Annotated in this window: 14 protein-coding genes; 10 read left to right on the top strand and 4 right to left on the bottom strand. The window is 43.1% G+C overall.

What is annotated here, in order from left to right; translation table 11 throughout:
- Window positions 1-27: 27 nt before the first annotated feature.
- Window positions 28-765, bottom strand: a complete 738-nt coding sequence (locus tag MHN81_RS01920; RefSeq protein WP_023400790.1) for an alpha/beta fold hydrolase — start codon at window positions 763-765, stop codon at window positions 28-30.
- A 319-nt stretch (window positions 766-1,084) separates the two neighbouring features.
- Between MHN81_RS01920 and prfC the strand changes: the two genes are divergently transcribed.
- The 4 genes from prfC (at window position 1,085) to MHN81_RS01900 (ending at window position 5,988) form a co-directional block, all read left to right on the top strand.
- Window positions 1,085-2,674, top strand: a complete 1,590-nt coding sequence (gene prfC / locus MHN81_RS01915; protein ID WP_023400791.1) for a peptide chain release factor 3 — start codon at window positions 1,085-1,087, stop codon at window positions 2,672-2,674.
- A gap of 63 nt (window positions 2,675-2,737) precedes the next feature.
- Window positions 2,738-4,480, top strand: coding sequence for an arginine--tRNA ligase (gene argS, locus MHN81_RS01910; protein WP_239424900.1), 1,743 nt, complete (start codon window positions 2,738-2,740; stop codon window positions 4,478-4,480).
- A gap of 101 nt (window positions 4,481-4,581) precedes the next feature.
- Window positions 4,582-5,223 (top strand): pyridoxamine 5'-phosphate oxidase, encoded by a 642-nt coding sequence (gene pdxH, locus MHN81_RS01905; RefSeq protein ID WP_023400793.1) that lies wholly within the window; start codon window positions 4,582-4,584, stop codon window positions 5,221-5,223.
- Window positions 5,224-5,988 (top strand): TatD family hydrolase, encoded by a 765-nt coding sequence (locus tag MHN81_RS01900; RefSeq protein WP_023400794.1) that lies wholly within the window; start codon window positions 5,224-5,226, stop codon window positions 5,986-5,988.
- Window positions 5,989-6,043: 55 nt separating this feature from the next.
- Here the strand turns inward: MHN81_RS01900 and MHN81_RS01895 are convergent, their stop codons facing one another.
- Window positions 6,044-6,691, bottom strand: coding sequence for an AhpA/YtjB family protein (locus MHN81_RS01895; protein WP_239424899.1), 648 nt, complete (start codon window positions 6,689-6,691; stop codon window positions 6,044-6,046).
- A 73-nt stretch (window positions 6,692-6,764) separates the two neighbouring features.
- On the opposite strand from MHN81_RS01895, the gene serB reads away from it, so the two are divergent.
- From serB to lpdA, 6 genes are all read left to right on the top strand, one after another.
- The gene (gene serB, locus MHN81_RS01890; RefSeq protein ID WP_023400796.1) at window positions 6,765-7,802 is read left to right on the top strand and encodes a phosphoserine phosphatase SerB; all 1,038 of its coding nucleotides are present in this window, start codon (window positions 6,765-6,767) and stop codon (window positions 7,800-7,802) included.
- 113 nt (window positions 7,803-7,915) lie between these two features.
- Entirely contained in the window at window positions 7,916-8,059 is a 144-nt protein-coding gene (locus MHN81_RS01885) for a hypothetical protein (RefSeq protein WP_023400797.1), read from the top strand.
- A gap of 434 nt (window positions 8,060-8,493) precedes the next feature.
- Window positions 8,494-9,243, top strand: coding sequence for a pyruvate dehydrogenase complex transcriptional repressor PdhR (gene pdhR / locus MHN81_RS01880; RefSeq protein WP_036976862.1), 750 nt, complete (start codon window positions 8,494-8,496; stop codon window positions 9,241-9,243).
- 102 nt (window positions 9,244-9,345) lie between these two features.
- The gene (gene aceE / locus MHN81_RS01875) at window positions 9,346-12,012 is read left to right on the top strand and encodes a pyruvate dehydrogenase (acetyl-transferring), homodimeric type (RefSeq protein WP_239424898.1); all 2,667 of its coding nucleotides are present in this window, start codon (window positions 9,346-9,348) and stop codon (window positions 12,010-12,012) included.
- Between the two features lie 11 nt (window positions 12,013-12,023).
- Entirely contained in the window at window positions 12,024-13,919 is a 1,896-nt protein-coding gene (gene aceF, locus MHN81_RS01870; RefSeq protein WP_239424897.1) for a pyruvate dehydrogenase complex dihydrolipoyllysine-residue acetyltransferase, read from the top strand.
- 218 nt (window positions 13,920-14,137) lie between these two features.
- Entirely contained in the window at window positions 14,138-15,562 is a 1,425-nt protein-coding gene (lpdA, locus tag MHN81_RS01865; RefSeq protein WP_023400801.1) for a dihydrolipoyl dehydrogenase, read from the top strand.
- 773 nt (window positions 15,563-16,335) lie between these two features.
- Here the strand turns inward: lpdA and MHN81_RS01860 are convergent.
- Entirely contained in the window at window positions 16,336-16,476 is a 141-nt protein-coding gene (locus tag MHN81_RS01860) for a hypothetical protein (protein ID WP_023400802.1), read from the bottom strand.
- Between the two features lie 1,384 nt (window positions 16,477-17,860).
- Window positions 17,861-18,967, bottom strand: a complete 1,107-nt coding sequence (locus tag MHN81_RS01855) for a tRNA nucleotidyltransferase (RefSeq protein WP_239424896.1) — start codon at window positions 18,965-18,967, stop codon at window positions 17,861-17,863.
- Window positions 18,968-19,106 lie beyond the last annotated feature (139 nt).

Here is a 19,106-nt window from a genome sequence, read left to right as displayed (position 1 = left end):
TCGCAATGACCCATTCAAGTGCTTTATCTATATGGTGGCTAGTATGTCAGATACTTTTGCTACCACTTGGTCGCTGAGTGTGTTGATAAAAAAGTGATCGCCATTAAAAGCGTGTTGCTGAATTGGCAAGCTTGACAGCGACTGCCACGCATCAAGTTGAGCTTGTGATATATCAACGTCATCGTGACCAAAAAAGACATCGATAGGCAGTGGGAGAGGGTGTGGCTCAGCCCGATAACAATCTGCGATTTCGAAATCAGCGCGTAGCAGTGGTAAAAACAGATCCATTAGTTCGGCATTTGCCAGAATTTCTTGTGGTGTACCATTGAGTTCACGAAGTTTTTTGATGAACTCTTGCTTAGGTAAATGGTAAATAGGTTGTTTCTGGCCGGCTAAATGTGGTGCTCGACTAGCTGAGGCTATCATTTTAACTGGCAGCGTTTTGTTTGCTTTTTGCAAGGAGTAAGCAAGTTCATAGGCGACACGGCTACCGAGACTATGACCAAAAAACACACATGGCTTTTGAGTAATAAAGTCGCTTTGTTGCATTAGCTCTTCAATAATTAAGTGCATTTTGTCATGGGGGGGCTCCATGAGCCGGGCACCGCGTCCGGGTAACTGGACAAGGACTATTTCAATATGAGCGGGTAATTTATCTAACCAAGGTATAAAAATGCTTGGAGCACCGCCTGCGTAAGGAAAGCAGAAAAGTCGAGTGGTTGCCTGAGGGTTAGGCTTTGGCGTTGTAAATAGTTTTGTAGTCATTGAATATTTTTTATTATTGGTTATGGATATCTATCCTAACAATTTAAATAAAATTGTATAGGGGCCGCAGCGTTCAAGCGGGTATATCAAAGAGGCCAAGTTTTTATATCCAGAAAATCGCTTAATGAATGTTGATGGCGGCATATGTGGAACGTAACATGAGATTGGTCAAGGTTAGAAATACCGCAGTTTTTCGTCAATTTATGTGCCGATAAGTTGTTAAAATAGTCAGGATCAGAGACAATATGCGGATATGTGTTCACAGCTGAGTGTTATCAGTTAATAGTCACACTCAGATAAGCCAAAAGTAGAGTTTTCAATGTCAAACAACAGTATCCAGCAAGAAGTATCGCTTCGCCGTACTTTTGCCATTATTTCTCACCCGGATGCGGGTAAAACCACCATAACAGAGAAAGTACTTTTATTCGGAAAGGCGTTACAAAAAGCCGGTACGGTAAAAGGTCGTGGTTCAAACCAGCACGCAAAATCTGACTGGATGGAAATGGAAAAAGAGCGTGGTATCTCGGTAACAACCTCGGTGATGCAGTTCCCGTATAATGATGCATTGGTAAACCTACTAGATACCCCGGGACACGAAGATTTCTCTGAAGATACTTACCGTACACTGACTGCTGTTGACTCATGTCTAATGGTAATCGATGCGGCAAAAGGTGTTGAGGATAGAACTCGTAAATTAATGGAAGTTACTCGCTTACGTGACACGCCAATCGTGACTTTCATGAACAAGCTTGACCGTGACATCCGTGACCCAATGGAAGTGATGGACGAAGTCGAAACAGAACTGAATATCATGTGTGCACCTATCACTTGGCCAATCGGCTGCGGTAAAGAATTTAAAGGCGTGTACCACATTCATCGTGATGAAACGATTTTATACGCAACGGGTCAAGGCCATACTATCCAAGAAAAACGCATCATTAAGGGCTTAGACAATCCAGATCTAGATGTCGAAATCGGTGATGAGTTAGCCGAGCAGCTCCGTGAAGAGCTAGAGCTGGTGATCGGAGCATCAAATGAGTTTGATCATGAGTTATTTTTATCGGGTGAGCTAACACCAGTTTACTTTGGTACAGCATTAGGTAACTTTGGTGTTGACCATATGCTTGACGGTTTAACAGAATGGGCGCCAACGCCAATGCCACGTCAAACTGAAGAGCGTGAAGTAAAAGCTGAAGAAGAAAAGTTCTCAGGCTTTGTATTCAAAATTCAAGCGAATATGGACCCCAAACACCGTGACCGTATTGCTTTTATGCGTATCGTATCGGGTAAATATACTCAAGGTATGAAGATGGACCATGTACGTATTGGCAAAAAAGTCAGCATCTCCGACGCGGTAACCTTTATGGCGGGTGATCGTGAGCGTGCTCAAGAGGCATATGCTGGTGACATCATTGGCTTGCATAACCACGGTACAATCCAAATCGGTGATACCTTCACGCAAGGTGAGAAGCTGAAATTCAGTGGTATACCAAATTTCGCGCCAGAATTATTCCGTAGCATTCGTTTAAAAGATCCGCTTAAGCAAAAGCAGTTATTAAAAGGCTTAGTGCAGCTGTCAGAAGAAGGTGCGGTACAGGTATTTAGACCTCTACAAAATAACAGTTTAATCGTAGGTGCGGTCGGTGTGCTTCAGTTTGATGTGGTTGTAGCGCGCCTAAAAGCTGAATATAACGTAGATGCAATTTACGAAAGCGTGGCAGTACAAACAGCCCGTTGGGTGACGTGTGACGACGATAAGAAGATGGCTGAGTTTAAACGCAAGTGCGAAGCAAATTTGGCCCTTGATGGTGGTGATAACTTAACTTACATTGCACCTAGCCGTGTAAATTTAAACTTATCAATGGAACGCTATCCTGATGTTAAGTTCCATCATACACGTGAACACTAATAAGCGCTTAAATTGAATTTAACCTTGCTGGCTTGATGGCTGGCAAGGATCACAGGATAACAAATGAATATCAAAACTCTATTAATAGAAAAAGCCAATACCGCGATGCAAGCTGCGGGCATTCCTGAAGGCACAAACCCTGCGGTTACACAATCTACTCGCCCGCAATTTGGTGATTACCAAATCAATGGTGCAATGGGCGCCGCAAAAGCGCTCAAAACGAATCCGCGTGAAGTTGCACAAAAGATCATTGATAACTTAGATATCGACGATGTTGCTGCAAAAACTGAAATTGCAGGCCCTGGTTTTATTAATATTCATCTAAAACCAGAGTTCTTAGCATCAAGCTTAGAATCAGCCAACCAAGATGCAAAGCTTGGTGTAGCAGAACACGCGACCCCACATAAAGTCGTTGTGGATTACTCATCGCCAAATCTGGCTAAAGAAATGCACGTTGGTCACCTGCGTTCTACCATCATTGGTGATGCCGTTGTGCGCGCCCTTGAGTTCCGTGGTGATAAAGTTATCCGTCAAAATCACATGGGTGACTGGGGTACTCAGTTTGGTATGTTGATCGCACACCTTGAAGATTTACTTGAGCAAGGTATTGATCTTGAGGCGGTGGCACTGGCTGATTTAGAAAGCTTTTATCGTGATGCGAAAAAACGCTTTGATGATGAAGAAGGTTTTGCTGATAAAGCCCGTGACTATGTTGTGAAATTACAAGGTGGTAATGCGCACTGTGAAAAATTGTGGCAGTTATTCATCGACACCTCGGTGAAGCACTCTGAAGAAGTGTACAAAAAACTCAATGTGACATTGGGACGCGAAGACATCAAAGCGGAAAGTGCTTATAACGATCGTTTGAACGGTGTTATTGAGTTACTCAAAGAAAAAGACATTGCGGTAGAAGACCAAGGTGCGCAAGTAGTATTCCTTGATGAATTAGCGAATAAAGATGGTGAGCCATCGGTATTCATCGTACAAAAATCAGGTGGTGGCTTCTTATACTCTACAACAGATTTAGCTGCGTGCGATTACCGTTCAAATGAGCTTGACGTTGACCGTATCTTGATTTTTGTTGATGCACGTCAGGGTCTTCACTTCAATCAAGTTGAGATCACAGCGCGTAAAGCCGGGTTTTTGAAAGACAAAACCAGCTACGAACCAAGTCTTTTTGGTACTATGATGGGTGACGATGGTAAGCCGTTCAAGACACGTACAGGTGGTACGATTAAGCTTGCTGATTTGCTAGATGAAGCCGTGAGTCGTGCATCAGACAAACTGGCGGAGCGCGCCTCTGAACTCTCTGAAGAAGCGCGCGCAGAAATTGCCCGCAAAGTAGGTATTGGCGCAGTTAAATATGCTGATCTGTCAAAGCATCGTACAAGCGACTACATCTTCAATTGGGACACCATGCTGAGCTTTGAAGGTGCAACAGCCCCATATCTTCAGTATGCATATACTCGTGTTAAAAGTATTTTCCGTAAAGCTGCGGTCAATAGCGATTCATTGAACGGTCAGATCATAATTGCACAGCCACAAGAAAAGGCTTTGGCTCTTAAGTTATTGCAACTTGAAGAAGTCCTTGATCTAATGATCAATGAAGCGACGCCACACGTATTGTGTGGATACCTATATGAACTTGCCAGTTTATATATGTCGTTCTACGAAGCATGCCCGATTTTGAAAGATGATGTGGCAGAGCAAACGAGAGAGAGTCGTTTGCTACTATGTAACTTAGTGGCAAAAACACTACACACAGGCTTAGACCTATTAGGCATTGAAGTAATGGAGCAAATGTAAGCTCCATTGATTGGTTAATGTTGTAAAAGCCGCCACTTTAGGCGGCTTTTTGTTTACTGATGAGAGTAAGCACCTTTTTAATATGCTAAGGAATCGCCAAGATGAAATTAGATGATATCCGCAGAGAGTATGTGCAGGATGGGTTGCGTCGAGAAGCGCTTAAAGATAATCCAATTGAACAGTTTGAAATTTGGCTACAACAAGCCGTTGATGCAAAGTTTACAGCGGATCCAACTGCCATGGTTGTGGCAACGGTGGATGCACAAGGCCAGCCGTCACAGCGTATTGTGTTGTTGAAAAACCTGGATCAAAATGGCTTTGTATTTTTTACCAACACGGGTTCAAAAAAGGCACAAGATTTAGCTATCAATAACAAGATATCTCTGCACTTTCCATGGCATGCAATTGAGCGACAAGTGATTGTATACGGAGAAGCTCAGCCGTTAAGTACCGCTGCTGTGGCGAAATACTTTTTGTCTCGCCCTAAAGAGAGTCAGCTGGCGGCGTGGGCATCTCAACAATCCCGTCCAGTTTCGTCTCGACAAGCTTTGATGCAAACATTCCAAAATATGAAAAGTAAGTTTGCTAAGGGTGATATTCCACTACCGGACTTTTGGGGCGGGTATTGTGTTGTGCCTCATAAAATAGAGTTCTGGCAAGGTGGAGAGCATCGACTTCACGACCGTTTCATGTACGTAAAACAACCAGATGACAGCTGGTCGATTGAACGTCTAAATCCGTAAATGCGATTTATCGATAGCCATTGCCATTTAGATTTTGCAGAGTTTGCCGACAACATCACTCTGCAAATTGCAGACGCTGCGTCTTTTGGCATCGAAAAGCTGATTGTGCCAGGAGTTTCTCTGGCACAGTGCAAACGTTTAATAGATTTTCAACAAGTGTATTCGTGCTGCCATATTGCGTTTGGTCTACACCCATATTTTTTGACACCAGATAGCCGCCAAGAAATGGCGCAGTTGGCTGATTTGGCAACACGCCATAGAGAGAGGTTGGTGGCCATTGGCGAGTGCGGTATTGATAGTCAATGTGCAGATCTGCCCCTACAACAGGCAATTTTTACTGATCACATCCAACTGGCTAATACGTTAGAGTTGCCCTTGATTGTGCACCATCGCCAAAGCCATCATCTAATTGCGCAATCATTCAAGCAAACAAAACCTAAGTTTGGTGGTGTGATCCATGCCTTTTCGGGTTCTCGGCAACAAGCTCAATATTATGTCAATTTAGGGTTTAAACTTGGTCTGGGTGGTACTATCACCTATCCGCGGGCGAAAAAGACCCGAGATGTGGTGAGTGCATTGCCATTGTCTAGCTTTGTAATTGAAACTGATGCGCCATCAATGCCCGTTTTTGGCTATCAGGGGCAGATCAATACGCCAGCGCGGTTGATGGATGTTTTTAAGCATGTATGCCAATTACGCAGTGAACCTAAAGAAGAAATTGCGTTGTCACTTTACGCGTCGTCATGTGAGCTTTTTTCAATTTGATATTCGTTTTAATCGGTAAGCTCGATATGATAAGTGCAAAATGACAGACAGGAAGTCATGATTCGTTGTCTTCCTCATCTTCCATCAAACTGGCTTCTTGCGCGCCTTTTTTTATTTGCTTTTTGACATCACGGCGAGTTAGCGCTCGGCCTATTTGCCAAGTAAATACGCCGACAATAAGCAACATTAATAGTACGATTCGGCCCAGTTGATGGAAGTGTTTATGACTTTCACTCATGGCTGCGTCGGTAAGATATTCTATGCTGACAAAGCCGATAGTTTGTTGGTTGTCTACAATCTTTCCAACGATGGCATCTTTGCTTGGATTGATGCCAGCTAACCCGTCAGGCAAACCTTTAAATTCAGGTGCCTCGGTCATGCCGTCGTTGCCTATCAGAAATAGACCAGTTTGGTTATACACAGCAACAGAGAGCACGTACTGATCGCTGGCCAAGTGGTTGCTCATGGCTCTGAGCCTTGGTGTGTCCATACGCGACAGTGGCTCAGCGGCATTGAGTGCAAATTGTTGGACCAAGCTTTGCCCTGTGTGATTAGCATTGGTATGCAGCAACTGGTGAGAGCGAAAACTGGTATTGGTTGCTATCCACAGTAGCGCGAGCAAGCAGCCTGCTGCAATCGTGAGTCTCAGTAAACGTTTACTTTGTGAAGATTTTAAAAAAGCATGTGCTTGTGTATTTTTCATAGTTACAGGTTGTTGGCTGACATTATTTTCATTAGATGTTAAAAAGAGCCTATACCGTTATTAGGAGTGCTCAATGCCAATGCAAAATATCATTGATGTCGACCAATTCGATGTCCGCCCTGTTGAAAATCAACTTACCTTATCAAAGTGGTACGAATTTGGAAATGCCCAATCTGCTAAAGAGAGTGGGTTAACAGAGGCCAAGTCGCAATACATCGTTTTATTTGGCGCTAGTGTCACGGGTACCTCGTTGGTGCAATTTATCGACATGCTTTCATCAGAGCACTTAACGTTTATCAGTCTGTGTGCTTTTAAAGCCCACGATGATCTGCCAATTGGCATCGCAATAGAAGTTTGCTTGCAACACCTTGATGAATTATCCAAAACGGCTGTCCGGCAAGCGGCTCAGACAGTGGGGTGTCAAGGGGCAATATTACCTAGTTTGCCTCAACTACTTAAACCTGGGCTGTTGGTGATGGATATGGACTCAACAGCGATTGAAATAGAGTGTATTGATGAAATAGCCCGTCTTGCAGATGTATATGACGAAGTGGCCTCGGTAACCGCAGAAGCAATGGCAGGCAAATTGGCATTTAGCGACAGTTTGTATAAACGCGTAGCGAAATTAAAGGGTATTGAGCTGAGCTTGATTTCGCCACTTAAAGAAGATCTGCCTTTGATGGCGGGGATTAAACCTTTATGTGAAATACTAAAGTCGCACGATTGGCGATTGGCAATTGCTTCCGGCGGGTTTACTTGGTTTGCAGAGGCATTGCAGGTTCGATTGGGGTTAGATCATGTGTTTGCCAATACTCTAGAAATTGAAGATCAAAAGTTAACTGGTCGAGTTATTGGTGAGGTAGTTGATGCTGATAAAAAGGCGCAAGTACTAGAGAGTTTGCGCAGCCGTTACGATATTGGTGCGGGGCAAACCTTAGCCATTGGTGATGGTGCCAATGATTTAGTAATGATGGCGGCGGCCGATTTAGGGGTGGCTGTACATGGTAAGCCGAAGGTTGTGGAGCAAGCGGATGCTGCAATTTGTGATGGGTCTTTACTGCAGTTACTGTACTTTCTAACAGTGCCTATGCCTGATGGAATTAAATCATAATGTACACACCAAATATGGGTTTGTATCGATAGAATTGGTAGCGACTCACATACTTGGGTTGAAAAAATAACAACAAAACAACAAAACAACAAAACAACAAAAGGATAGTAACGATGAAAATTAAACTTATCAAAAAAAACCTCAAAGCACTTAACGATGATAAAGTGCTTGCATCACACAAAACCAAGGCTGTTGGTGGTGGAGTAAGTGACTTTGTTTGCAGTGGTATCGAAGCATGCGACGTCGTCATTAAGTAAGCTAGTCTTAAGCTGGAAGCGGTGTGTTTCGTTATGAAATAGACCTTGCTTCCAGCGACCATTCGGTCTAACTCATCACATCCTTACAACTTTATCTCTTGTTTATTTTTCCAACTCACTTTTATTCACCTTTTGCTACTATGACACTCTGGTCTGACCATTTTTATTTTTCTTTGCAATCAATTTTAATTGTATAAAGTTTAATCTGAATGGATGTCAAAAAAAGGACATTAAAAGTGATGAAAAGGTGTATTTTTGACAGCCGAGCTTGATTTTGGTAACTTAATGTCCAAATTTGGTATGACCAATTTACCTGACTGGTCTCAATATACTAAATAATTAAGTAAATATTGCTAAGTTTTAAAGACTTACGGTTTAACGTAGGGGCTTTATTTTTAGCTGGTGGATATAAAACCCAAATTGGCGTGTTATCAATGTCTTTGAAAATTAAAGCTGCGAAACTCTCGGATGTGATTTTAGAGCAACTGGAAAACATGATTTTAGAAGGATCATTGCTTCCAGGAGAAAAGCTTCCACCGGAACGAGAGCTTGCTAAGCAGTTTGAAGTATCCCGCCCGTCGTTACGAGAGGCGATTCAAAAACTCGAAGCCAAAGGGTTAGTGACACGTCGCCAAGGTGGTGGCACGTACGTCAAAAATCAGCTAGAAGAAGGCTTAACTGATCCGCTTTTTGACTTGATCAGTAAACACCCTGAGTCTCAGTTTGACTTACTTGAATTCCGTCATGCTCTTGAAGGAATTGCAGCGTATTACGCGGCACTTCGAGGCACCGACAATGATATGGATAAAGTCAAACAAAGTTATGACAACATTGCAGAGGTCGGGGATGATTTAGCCCTGAAAGCCAAAGCAATCAATGCATTTCATTTCACTGTAGCAGAAGCGTCACATAATGTGGTGTTACTGCATTTGGTGCGTGGGATGCAGTCATTACTTGAGCAAAATGTATTGCAAAACTTAACTGTATTGGTGCAAAAGTCAGACGTAAGCGAGCAGCTTGCGCAGCACCGTGCGGTATTGATGGACGCTGTGATCCAAGGGGATCCAGAAAAGGCAAGGCTTGCGAGTAACGCACACCTTGCTTTCATCGAAGAAGCATTACTAGAAGCGGGCAGAGAGCGCTCTCGTATTGAGCGAAGTCTGCGCCGTACCAAGCAGCAATAGTTAGGTAAATTCGGTCTTTTTAAGCAAAATCGGGCAATTATGCTCGATTGCGTCATTGACGCATTGAATAAATTTGCATTTAAAACATAAGGAACACTCCATATGTCTGAAGTCAATAAGTTTGACGTTGACGCGTTAGAAACCCAAGAGTGGTTACAAGCGCTTGAGTCAGTTGTAAAAGAAGAAGGCGTAGAACGCGCGCAATTCTTACTTGAGCAAGTGCTAGAGCAAGCCCGCCTAGATGGTGTGGATATGCCAACTGGTATCACTACAAACTATGTGAATACCATTCCGGCTGACCAAGAACCAGCTTACCCAGGTGATACCACGATTGAACGCCGTATCCGCTCTATCGTACGTTGGAATGCGATCATGATCGTACTTCGTGCGTCTAAAAAAGACCTAGAGTTAGGCGGCCACATGGCGTCTTACCAGTCTTCAGCAGCATTTTATGAAATGTGTTTCAACCACTTCTTCCGTGCACCAAACGAGAAGGATGGTGGTGATTTAGTTTATTACCAAGGTCATATTTCACCTGGCATCTACGCGCGTGCATTCTTAGAAGGTCGTTTAACTGAAGAGCAGTTAGACAACTTCCGTCAAGAAGTAGACGGTAAAGGTATTTCTTCATACCCACACCCTAAATTGATGCCTGAGTTCTGGCAGTTCCCAACAGTATCTATGGGTCTGGGTCCAATCGCATCAATCTATCAAGCTCGTTTCCTTAAGTACCTAGAAGGTCGAGGTCTGAAAGAGACCAACGATCAGCGCGTTTATGCGTTCCTAGGTGATGGTGAGATGGATGAGCCAGAATCACGCGGTGCAATTTCTTTCGCTGCGCGTGAGAAGCTAGATAACCTATGTTACCTGATCAACTGTAACCTACAGCGTCTTGACGGCCCAGTAATGGGTAACGGTAAGATCATTCAAGAACTTGAAGGCCTATTCAAAGGTGCTGGTTGGAACGTGATCAAAGTGGTTTGGGGCTCTGGTTGGGATACGCTACTTGCCAAAGACACAACGGGCAAGCTTCTTCAGCTGATGAACGAAACAATCGACGGTGATTACCAGACATATAAAGCCAAAGATGGCGCGTATGTACGTGAGCACTTCTTCGGTCGCTACCCTGAGACTGCAGCATTGGTTGCAGACATGACTGACGAAGAGATCTTCGCACTTAAACGTGGTGGTCATGAGCCTTCAAAACTTTTCGCTGCATTTAAAGCGGCGCAAGATGAAAAAGGTCGTCCAACGGTAATCCTAGCTAAGACTGTTAAAGGTTACGGCATGGGTGAAGCGGCTGAAGGTAAGAATATTGCACACCAAGTTAAGAAAATGGATATGTCTAGTGTTGAGCACCTACGCTCACGTCTAGGTCTAGAAGATCTGGTTTCTGACGAAGAAATTGCAAACTTACCGTACCTAACGCTTAAAGAAGGGTCGGCAGAGTTCGAATACCTGCACTCACGTCGTAAAGCGCTACACGGTTACACGCCACAGCGTCTACCTAACTTCACACAAGCACTTGAGCTACCTAAACTTGAGCAGTTCAAACCGCTACTTGAAGAACAAAAGCGTGATATCTCAACCACAATGGGTTACGTACGTGCACTAAATATCTTGTTGAAAGACAAGGGTGTTGGTAAAAACATCGTACCTATCATTGCTGATGAAGCGCGTACTTTCGGTATGGAAGGTCTATTCCGTCAAATTGGTATTTATAACCCACACGGTCAGAACTACACGCCTCAGGATCGCGACATCGTTTCTTACTATAAAGAAGCAACGTCTGGTCAGGTACTGCAAGAAGGTATCAACGAGCTTGGTGCAATGTCTTCATGGGTTGCTGCTGCAACTTCATACAGCACCAATGACTTACCGATGATCCCATTCTACATCTACTACTCTATGTTCGGTTTCCAACGTGTTGGCGACATGGCGTGGATGGCGGGTGACCAACAAGCACGTGGTTTCCTATTAGGTGCTACAGCAGGTCGTACAACGCTAAACGGTGAAGGTCTACAGCACGAAGATGGTCACTCGCACATTCAAGCGGGTACTATTCCTAACTGTATTTCTTACGACCCAACGTTCGTATTTGAAGTTGCGGTTATCTTGCAAGATGGTATCCGTCGTATGTACGGTCCAGAGCAAGAAAACGTGTTCTACTACCTAACGCTGATGAACGAAAACTATCACCAGCCAGCAATGCCTGAAGGCGCTGAAGAAGGTATCCGTAAAGGTATCTACAAGCTTGAGTCAAACGCAGGTGAGAAAGCACACGTACAACTTATGGGTTCAGGCACAATCTTGAACGAAGTACGTAAAGCGGGTGCAATCCTAAGCGAAGAATACGGCATTGGTTCAGATGTATTCTCTGTAACGTCATTCAATGAGCTTGCTCGTGACGGCCAAGACGCTGAGCGTTTCAACATGCTTAACCCAGAAGCCGATGCAAAAGTACCTTACATTGCAACTGTACTGGGCGAATCTCCAGCAATTGCCGCGACTGACTACATGAAGAACTATGCAGATCAAGTACGTGCATTCATGCCAAGTAGTTCATATAAAGTACTAGGTACTGACGGTTACGGTCGTTCAGACAGCCGTGAAAACCTACGTCGTCACTTCGAAGTGAACGCAGGTTATGTGGTTGTTGCTGCACTTAACGAACTTGCTCAACAGGGCAAGGTTGAAAAATCAGTTGTTGCTGACGCTATCAAGAAATTTGATATCGACACAACAAAAGCTAACCCACTTTACGCATAAGAGGCAAAAACATGTCAATTGAAATTCATGTTCCAGATATTGGTGCCGATGAGGTTGAAGTAACCGAGCTCCTAGTAAGCGTCGGTGACACGGTTGAAGTGGATCAGTCATTGATCACAGTTGAAGGCGATAAGGCTTCAATGGAAGTACCGGCAGCTGCTGCTGGTACTGTAAAAGAAATCAAAGTTGTTGAAGGCGATAAAGTTTCAACAGGCTCTTTGATTATGATTTTTGACGCAGCCGGTGCAGAAGCACCAGCTGCGGCACAAGCGCCTGCGGCTCCTGCTGCAGTGCCGGCACCTGCGGCTGCAGAGCTTAAAGAAGTGCACGTGCCTGATATCGGTGGCGACGAAGTTGAAGTCACTGAGATCATGGTTGCAGTGGGCGAAGCCGTTGAAGCTGACCAATCAATCTTAAACGTAGAAGGCGATAAGGCTTCTATGGAAGTACCGGCACCATTTGCTGGTACTGTGAAAGAAATCAAAGTGGAAGTTGGCGGTAAAGTGTCAACAGGTTCTTTGGTATTCGTATTTGAAGTTGCAGGCAGCGCGCCAGCAGCAGCGCCTGTTGAAGCAGCACCAGCGCCGGCAGCGGCACCTGCTGCGGTAGCAGAAGCGAAAGAAGTACACGTACCTGATATCGGCGGTGATGAAGTTGAAGTGACTGAAATCATGGTATCAGTAGGTGATTCAATCGAAGAAGAGCAATCTCTTATCACTGTAGAAGGCGATAAGGCTTCTATGGAAGTACCGGCACCGTTTGCAGGCACTGTGAAAGAGATCAAAGTAAATGCTGGCGATAAAGTATCGACAGGCTCTTTAATCTTCGTATTTGAAACTGCGGGCAGCGCACCTGCTGCGGCGCCAGTTTCAACACCAGCTGCGCCAGCGACGGCACCAGCAGCTCCTGCTGCAAAACCTGCTCCGGCAGCCGCACCTGCCTCAGCGCAAAAAGATGAATTTGTTGCGAACGATCAGTACGCACACGCATCACCTGTTGTACGCCGTCTAGCACGTGAGTTTGGTGTGAACCTAGCGCGCGTTAAAGCGACCGGCCGTAAGAACCGTGTTGTTAAAGAAGACGTTCAAAACTATGTGAAAGAGCTAGTTAAGCAAGTTGAATCTGGTCAGCTGTCTAAAGGTGGCAACACAGGTGGTGGCGAGCTTGGTCTAATTCCTTGGCCGAAAGTAGACTTCAGCAAGTTTGGTGAAGTTGAAGAGAAGAAACTATCTCGTATTCAAAAGATCTCTGGTGCAAACCTACATCGTAACTGGGTACAAATCCCACACGTTACACAGTTTGACGAAGCAGACATTACGACGCTAGAAGCGTTCCGTAAAGAGCAAAATGTGCTAGCTGAGAAGAAGAAAATGGGTGTGAAGATCACACCATTGGTCTTCGTAATGAAAGCAGCTGCAAAAGCACTTGAAGAGTTCCCAACGTTTAACTCTTCACTATCAGAAGACGGTGAGAGCCTAATTCTGAAGAAATACGTGAACATCGGTGTAGCGGTTGATACGCCAAACGGCTTGGTTGTTCCTGTATTCAAAGACGTGAACAAAAAAGGCATCATCGAGCTGTCTCGTGAACTGATGGAAGTATCTAAGAAAGCACGTGAAGGCAAGCTCACCGCGGCTGACATGCAAGGCGGTTGTTTCACAATCTCAAGCCTTGGTGGCATCGGTGGTACGTCATTCACGCCAATTGTGAATGCACCAGAAGTCGCTATCTTAGGTGTATCTAAGTCTGAGATGAAGCCAAAATGGAATGGTAAAGAATTTGAGCCGCGCCTAATGGTGCCGCTAAGCTGTTCATACGACCACCGTGTAATTGACGGGGCGCTTGCAGCACGCTTTACTGTGACTCTTGCAAACTACCTGAGCGATATTCGTCAGCTAGTAATGTAAGGTGAACCAAAACCGCCCAACTAAGGTTGTGCGGTTTTGTTGTATTTTTAGTGTCCTGTCTGATAATTGGACGGGACATTAGCGAGTGCGAATGATACACTTTCGCGCACAAAAAACTCTCTCTGTTGGATTTGCCCTAATTTGGCGACCGGCAGGCAAATTGGGTGCGGATACTCAGTTGAGTAGAGTCCCGTTCGAATAATAGTTAAGGTAATAACATGAGCAACGAAATCAAAACTCAAGTTGTTGTACTAGGCGGTGGTCCTGGTGGTTACTCTGCAGCATTCCGTGCAGCAGACCTAGGTTTAGATGTTACATTGATTGAATCTCGCGATACCCTAGGTGGTGTTTGCTTGAACGTAGGTTGTATTCCTTCAAAAGCACTTCTTCACGTCGCTAAGGTTATCGACGATGCAGCTGAAATGGCTTCTCACGGTGTAACTTTCGGTGCTCCACAAATCGATTTAGACAAAATCCGTACTTGGAAAGAGTCTGTAATCGGTCAACTTACTGGCGGTCTAGCTGGTATGTCTAAAATGCGTAAAGTTAACGTAGTTAACGGTTACGGTAAATTCACAGGCTCTAACACCATCGCTGTTGAAGGTGCTGACGGCACTAAGACTGTGACGTTTGACAATGCAATCATCGCAGCAGGTTCACAGCCAGTAAGCCTTCCGTTCATCCCACAAGATGAGCGTATCATTGATTCAACGGGTGCACTTGAACTTAAAGACGTCCCAGGCAAACTACTTGTACTAGGTGGTGGTATCATCGGTCTTGAGATGGGTACTGTTTACCGTGCACTAGGTTCAGACATCGATGTTGTTGAATTTGCTGATCAGTTAGTACCAGCAGCTGACAAAGACATCATCAAGGTTTACCAGAAATACGTTAAGAACAAGTTCAACGTGATGCTTTCTACGAAAGTGGTTGCTGTTGAAGCGAAAGAAGACGGCATCTACGTTTCATTCGAAGGTAAGCAAGCACCTGAAGGTCAAGTACGTTACGACAAAGTATTGGTTGCTGTTGGTCGTACACCAAACGGTAAACTACTTGACGCTGACAAAGCTGGCGTTGCTGTTGACGAGCGTGGCTTCATCAACACTGACAAGCAAATGAAAACAAACGTTGACCACATCTTCGCGATTGGTGACATCGTTGGTCAGCCTATGCTTGCGCACAAAGCAGTACACGAAGCACACGTTGCTGCAGAAGTTATCTCTGGTAAGAAGCACTACTTCGATCCTAAGTGTATCCCTTCAATCGCTTACACAGATCCAGAAATTGCATGGGTTGGTGTTACTGAGAAAGAAGCGAAAGAGCAAGGTCTTAAGATCGAAACTGCGGTATTCCCATGGGCAGCTTCTGGTCGTGCAATCGCTTCAGCACGTACTGAAGGTCAAACTAAGCTTATCTTTGATAAAGAGTCAGGCCGTGTTATCGGTGGTGCAATGGTTGGTATCAATGCAGGCGAAATGCTTGGTGAGATCGGCCTAGCGGTAGAGATGGGTGCAGATGCAGAAGACGTAGCACTAACTATCCACGCTCACCCAACACTGAACGAGTCAATCGGTCTAGCTGCTGAAATCTTCGAAGGTTCAATCACTGACCTTCCAAACAAAAAAGCAGTTAAGAAGAAGTAATTGAGCTTCTCACTGATTTAGCAGTATTGCTACTAAAAACCCGGCTATTGCCGGGTTTTTTAATATGTGTGTATCGATGTTATACATTTATTCAGCTCACTCCAGCACAGCCGCGAGCATTGTTCTTTACGGCATTAGGTTGACATAAAAACCTTTATCTCTTTTATTGTAGATAAATAATCTCTTCTTCCTGAGCTTTGGAGTTTACAATCCAGCAGTTTAAACGTGTTGTTCAGAAGTCTAAATAGCCATCAACCGACAGCAGTTCAGCGAGTTAATGTATTAGACATCTACGGTTGTTCAGGCAGCTAGACTATCGTGTTGAGTTTTTCGGTGGGATCTTAGCACCATGGTTTTTCACTTGAGTATGGGCCGTACACGAACTCTTAATTTTTATCCCACACCTCCATTGCTATACGGGTTCACATACAGTTTCGATTAAGCCAGATACGTAACTGTTTGTGTTGATGTGCTTGCGATGACCTGTTCATTGAGGACGACAGTTATTGTTGGTGAAGAAGGCGATCTTAGAGGGATTAATTATTTGAAAAATAAGAAATTATAAATAGTAAAGATATGTTCAAGATAGGAATAAGAAGTATCAATATTTGAGGATTCTTATGAATAGAATATATAATTTTTATATTTATCTATTGCGATTTCTATAATTGTTATTGATGTTTTTGTTTTTGAACTTTTATAAGTTAAATTGTTAGTGGCTAATTTGTTGTTAGCCACTAAATAATTAATAATATAGAATTATATCTTTATTATTAATAGCGTCTGCAAGGCGTTTCAAGATTGGTTTCGCCAATTGTGCCACTGGCACCTGCAACTGCATGAGTTTGCTCTTTACTTAAGTTCTTATTATTAGAAAGCTCTTTGATTTTATTTTTAGTTAATTTTAATTTCATTTTAATTGTCCTTTTAATGTTAATTAAACCAAGTTTGTGGTCGTTTTGAAGATAGTTTTTTTTGTTTGTTGTGTCAATGGTTTTATTTGGTTATGAATTTTTTTATTTTATGCTGGTTTTAAGGTTTTATTTTAGTCGGTGAGGGTAATAAGTGAACCATTCATGTTTATAAAAAGTGGTAGAATAATTGCGCTATCAGTTGTAATCTTGGGTTGTAAAAAAACAACCCCTTGTGTGCGGTATATAACTGTTTTAAGGGTAAAATATTTAAAATGAAGTCGTGGTTGTTTATTGTGTTTACTTGATTAATATAAATTGCACCTATCGCTGCCATAAGCCGCTTTCATGGATTTACCTATGCCTATCTGAAAATATAGGAGCTTTCTGTGAACTCTTTTTATGGAGCTGTTGTCTTCACGAAATGTAGTATCAAGTGTTCAATGTAACAGATATTCCACTGCCCATTGACTTCTTACATGTTCTACTTAGTCTCTTGCAGATATATAAACTGAGCTTGTGTCGTAGCGTGTATCTATCAGTTATTTAGTATTTTCTATGTGATAATTAACTGCTAGATCGAAAATAACCAACTATTCTTTTTCCCAGAGTTTCTTTGGAGTGGTCTCACATATATCGTCATTCTGTATTCTATGTGGTTACTTCGTATACGTATGTTCAGAGTCTCGGTTATGGCTGTTTTTGAAATAACAATTTTTTGACCGATAGATGAGGAGTGTTTTTATCGGCTACATTTGTCTGGCACGCGATAGCATCTAATGTCACTAAGTGGACTCTAAAGTCGATTATTTCCAATAGGCCCGATGTAGCCGTAGTATCACTCGACTTTTTTATATTTTTCATTGCCTCATAGCCGAACTGACTTTTGATATAAATGGGATTATTATGAAGGTAGTTGAGAGCCTATTAGGATGACTCTAAGAACACTTTGTATTTTTCCTTCAACCGTAATGTGCTTTCTTTCCTATTTAACTTTTTCAGTTAAAAAACCTTAAGTGAAGTGCATCTGGCGTAATATTATTGATTGGTTGGGAGTAATCTTAAGTGTAGGTTTGTTCAGTTTAAATGGAGAGTGTTGTCTTAACTAGCTTAATCGATAATTGAATAAAGTGTCTCAGCCAAGAAAATTCTGCTATATATTCTAGATAGATATAATCGGTTACTGTTTTTATAAAAAAGTGTTTTATTTTTTTAGTTTTAATTTTCACTACTATATTTATTTTTCAAGTTCAGGACTAGTTGTTATTTTCATAAAGATTGATAAGAGTTCTAAATAGACATATTTTATGTTGCTTGGACCATGATTTATAGAGAAGGCAGTTAATTAGGACTGGTTTCATGGAAACCAGTCTAGGCTGCTAGGTATTTATATTGTCAAAATAGCTTCAATTTGTTTCAACTTTAACTTATCCATTTCCGCTTTTATCGCAGGCCCTTTGGCACCTAATTCGATGACTTCCTGTGCTTTGACATTGCTGGCCGCTTTATACGCTTTGTTGAGTTCAATGGTTTTGGCTGCGCAGTTATCATCAATGACGCGTGCAGTGCTGATAAATACACTTAAGCGCTCTGGACGACGCCATGCGTCTAGTTGATTTAGAATGGTCATGACCGTATCTGCTTGCCAATCACTTGATTGCAGCAATGGTAAATTCGCTTGCAAGTCACGCAAGCTGTCGGCATAGATTTTTGGTATCTTATGAACTTGCTCGAGATTGTATTCGCTCAGATCTGCTTGATATTGCCAAAGGCTAAACGCAGATCTTAAATAGGTGTCATTACTTGGATCTAAGCGTTTAAGCTGATCCGACAATATACTTGCGGTATTTTGATCCCATTTAGTTTGCCAAGGTGTGACAAACGGTAGCGCACCTAGATCCTTGAGAACATTGGCGAATATGTGGATTGCGCCATCTTTGAGTGACTTTTCAATTTCCATCCATACGCGTTCTTTGGTGAGGGTTTTAAGCTCACCCGCTTGAACCATATTACTCATCAATGTCATGGTTTCATCGGCAATGGTAAAATCTAAATAGTGATAACGTGCAGCAAATCTTGCCACGCGCAAAATCCTAAGAGGATCTTCACTAAAGGCATCACTGACATGACGCAGGATCTTTTTGTCGAGATCGACTTTGCCATGGTAGGGATCGATCAAGTTGCCTTGATCATCTTGTGCAATGGCATTCACTGTGAGGTCGCGGCGGATCAGATCATCTTCTAATGTAATGGTCGGTGCAAAGTCGCAAATAAAACCGGTATAACCCTGACCTTGTTTGCGCTCGGTGCGTGCCAAGGCGTGTTCATCTTTACTGTCTGGGTGTAAAAATACCGGGAAATCTTTGCCAACTTGTTGGTAGCCAAGTTTTAGCATATCCCGGATTGTTGCACCTACCACGACGTAGTCTCGCTCTAATATAGGCCTGCCGAGTAATTTATCTCTGACGGCACCACCGACCAAATACACCTTCATAGTCATCCTAATACTTCATTAATTCATTCTTTACTATGGCACTATCACCTTGAGTTTAAAATGTTTGTTCCTAAATTTGTGAAAAATTCAGGGACGATTAAGCAAACAATGTTTTAACTTAAAGTGATTTTTTGCCATT

This window comes from Pseudoalteromonas sp. Of7M-16, from assembly GCF_022347805.1.
GTDB classification, from domain to species: Bacteria; Pseudomonadota; Gammaproteobacteria; order Enterobacterales; family Alteromonadaceae; genus Pseudoalteromonas; species Pseudoalteromonas luteoviolacea_F.
This window is presented reverse-complemented; position numbering and strand designations above follow the sequence as displayed.

What these genes read in the sequence shown, in the direction of transcription:
- pdhR (WP_036976862.1), top strand. Translation starts at nt 8,494, where the DNA reads ATGTCTTTGAAAATTAAAGCTGCGAAACTCTCGGATGTGATTTTAGAG.
- MHN81_RS01885 (WP_023400797.1), top strand. Translation starts at nt 7,916, where the DNA reads ATGAAAATTAAACTTATCAAAAAAAACCTCAAAGCACTTAACGATGAT.
- MHN81_RS01900 (WP_023400794.1), top strand. Translation starts at nt 5,224, where the DNA reads ATGCGATTTATCGATAGCCATTGCCATTTAGATTTTGCAGAGTTTGCC.
- MHN81_RS01855 (WP_239424896.1), bottom strand. Translation starts at nt 18,967, where the DNA reads ATGAAGGTGTATTTGGTCGGTGGTGCCGTCAGAGATAAATTACTCGGC.
- pdxH (WP_023400793.1), top strand. Translation starts at nt 4,582, where the DNA reads ATGAAATTAGATGATATCCGCAGAGAGTATGTGCAGGATGGGTTGCGT.
- lpdA (WP_023400801.1), top strand. Translation starts at nt 14,138, where the DNA reads ATGAGCAACGAAATCAAAACTCAAGTTGTTGTACTAGGCGGTGGTCCT.
- MHN81_RS01920 (WP_023400790.1), bottom strand. Translation starts at nt 765, where the DNA reads ATGACTACAAAACTATTTACAACGCCAAAGCCTAACCCTCAGGCAACC.
- prfC (WP_023400791.1), top strand. Translation starts at nt 1,085, where the DNA reads ATGTCAAACAACAGTATCCAGCAAGAAGTATCGCTTCGCCGTACTTTT.
- argS (WP_239424900.1), top strand. Translation starts at nt 2,738, where the DNA reads ATGAATATCAAAACTCTATTAATAGAAAAAGCCAATACCGCGATGCAA.
- aceE (WP_239424898.1), top strand. Translation starts at nt 9,346, where the DNA reads ATGTCTGAAGTCAATAAGTTTGACGTTGACGCGTTAGAAACCCAAGAG.
- MHN81_RS01895 (WP_239424899.1), bottom strand. Translation starts at nt 6,691, where the DNA reads ATGAAAAATACACAAGCACATGCTTTTTTAAAATCTTCACAAAGTAAA.
- aceF (WP_239424897.1), top strand. Translation starts at nt 12,024, where the DNA reads ATGTCAATTGAAATTCATGTTCCAGATATTGGTGCCGATGAGGTTGAA.
- serB (WP_023400796.1), top strand. Translation starts at nt 6,765, where the DNA reads ATGCCAATGCAAAATATCATTGATGTCGACCAATTCGATGTCCGCCCT.
- MHN81_RS01860 (WP_023400802.1), bottom strand. Translation starts at nt 16,476, where the DNA reads ATGAAATTAAAATTAACTAAAAATAAAATCAAAGAGCTTTCTAATAAT.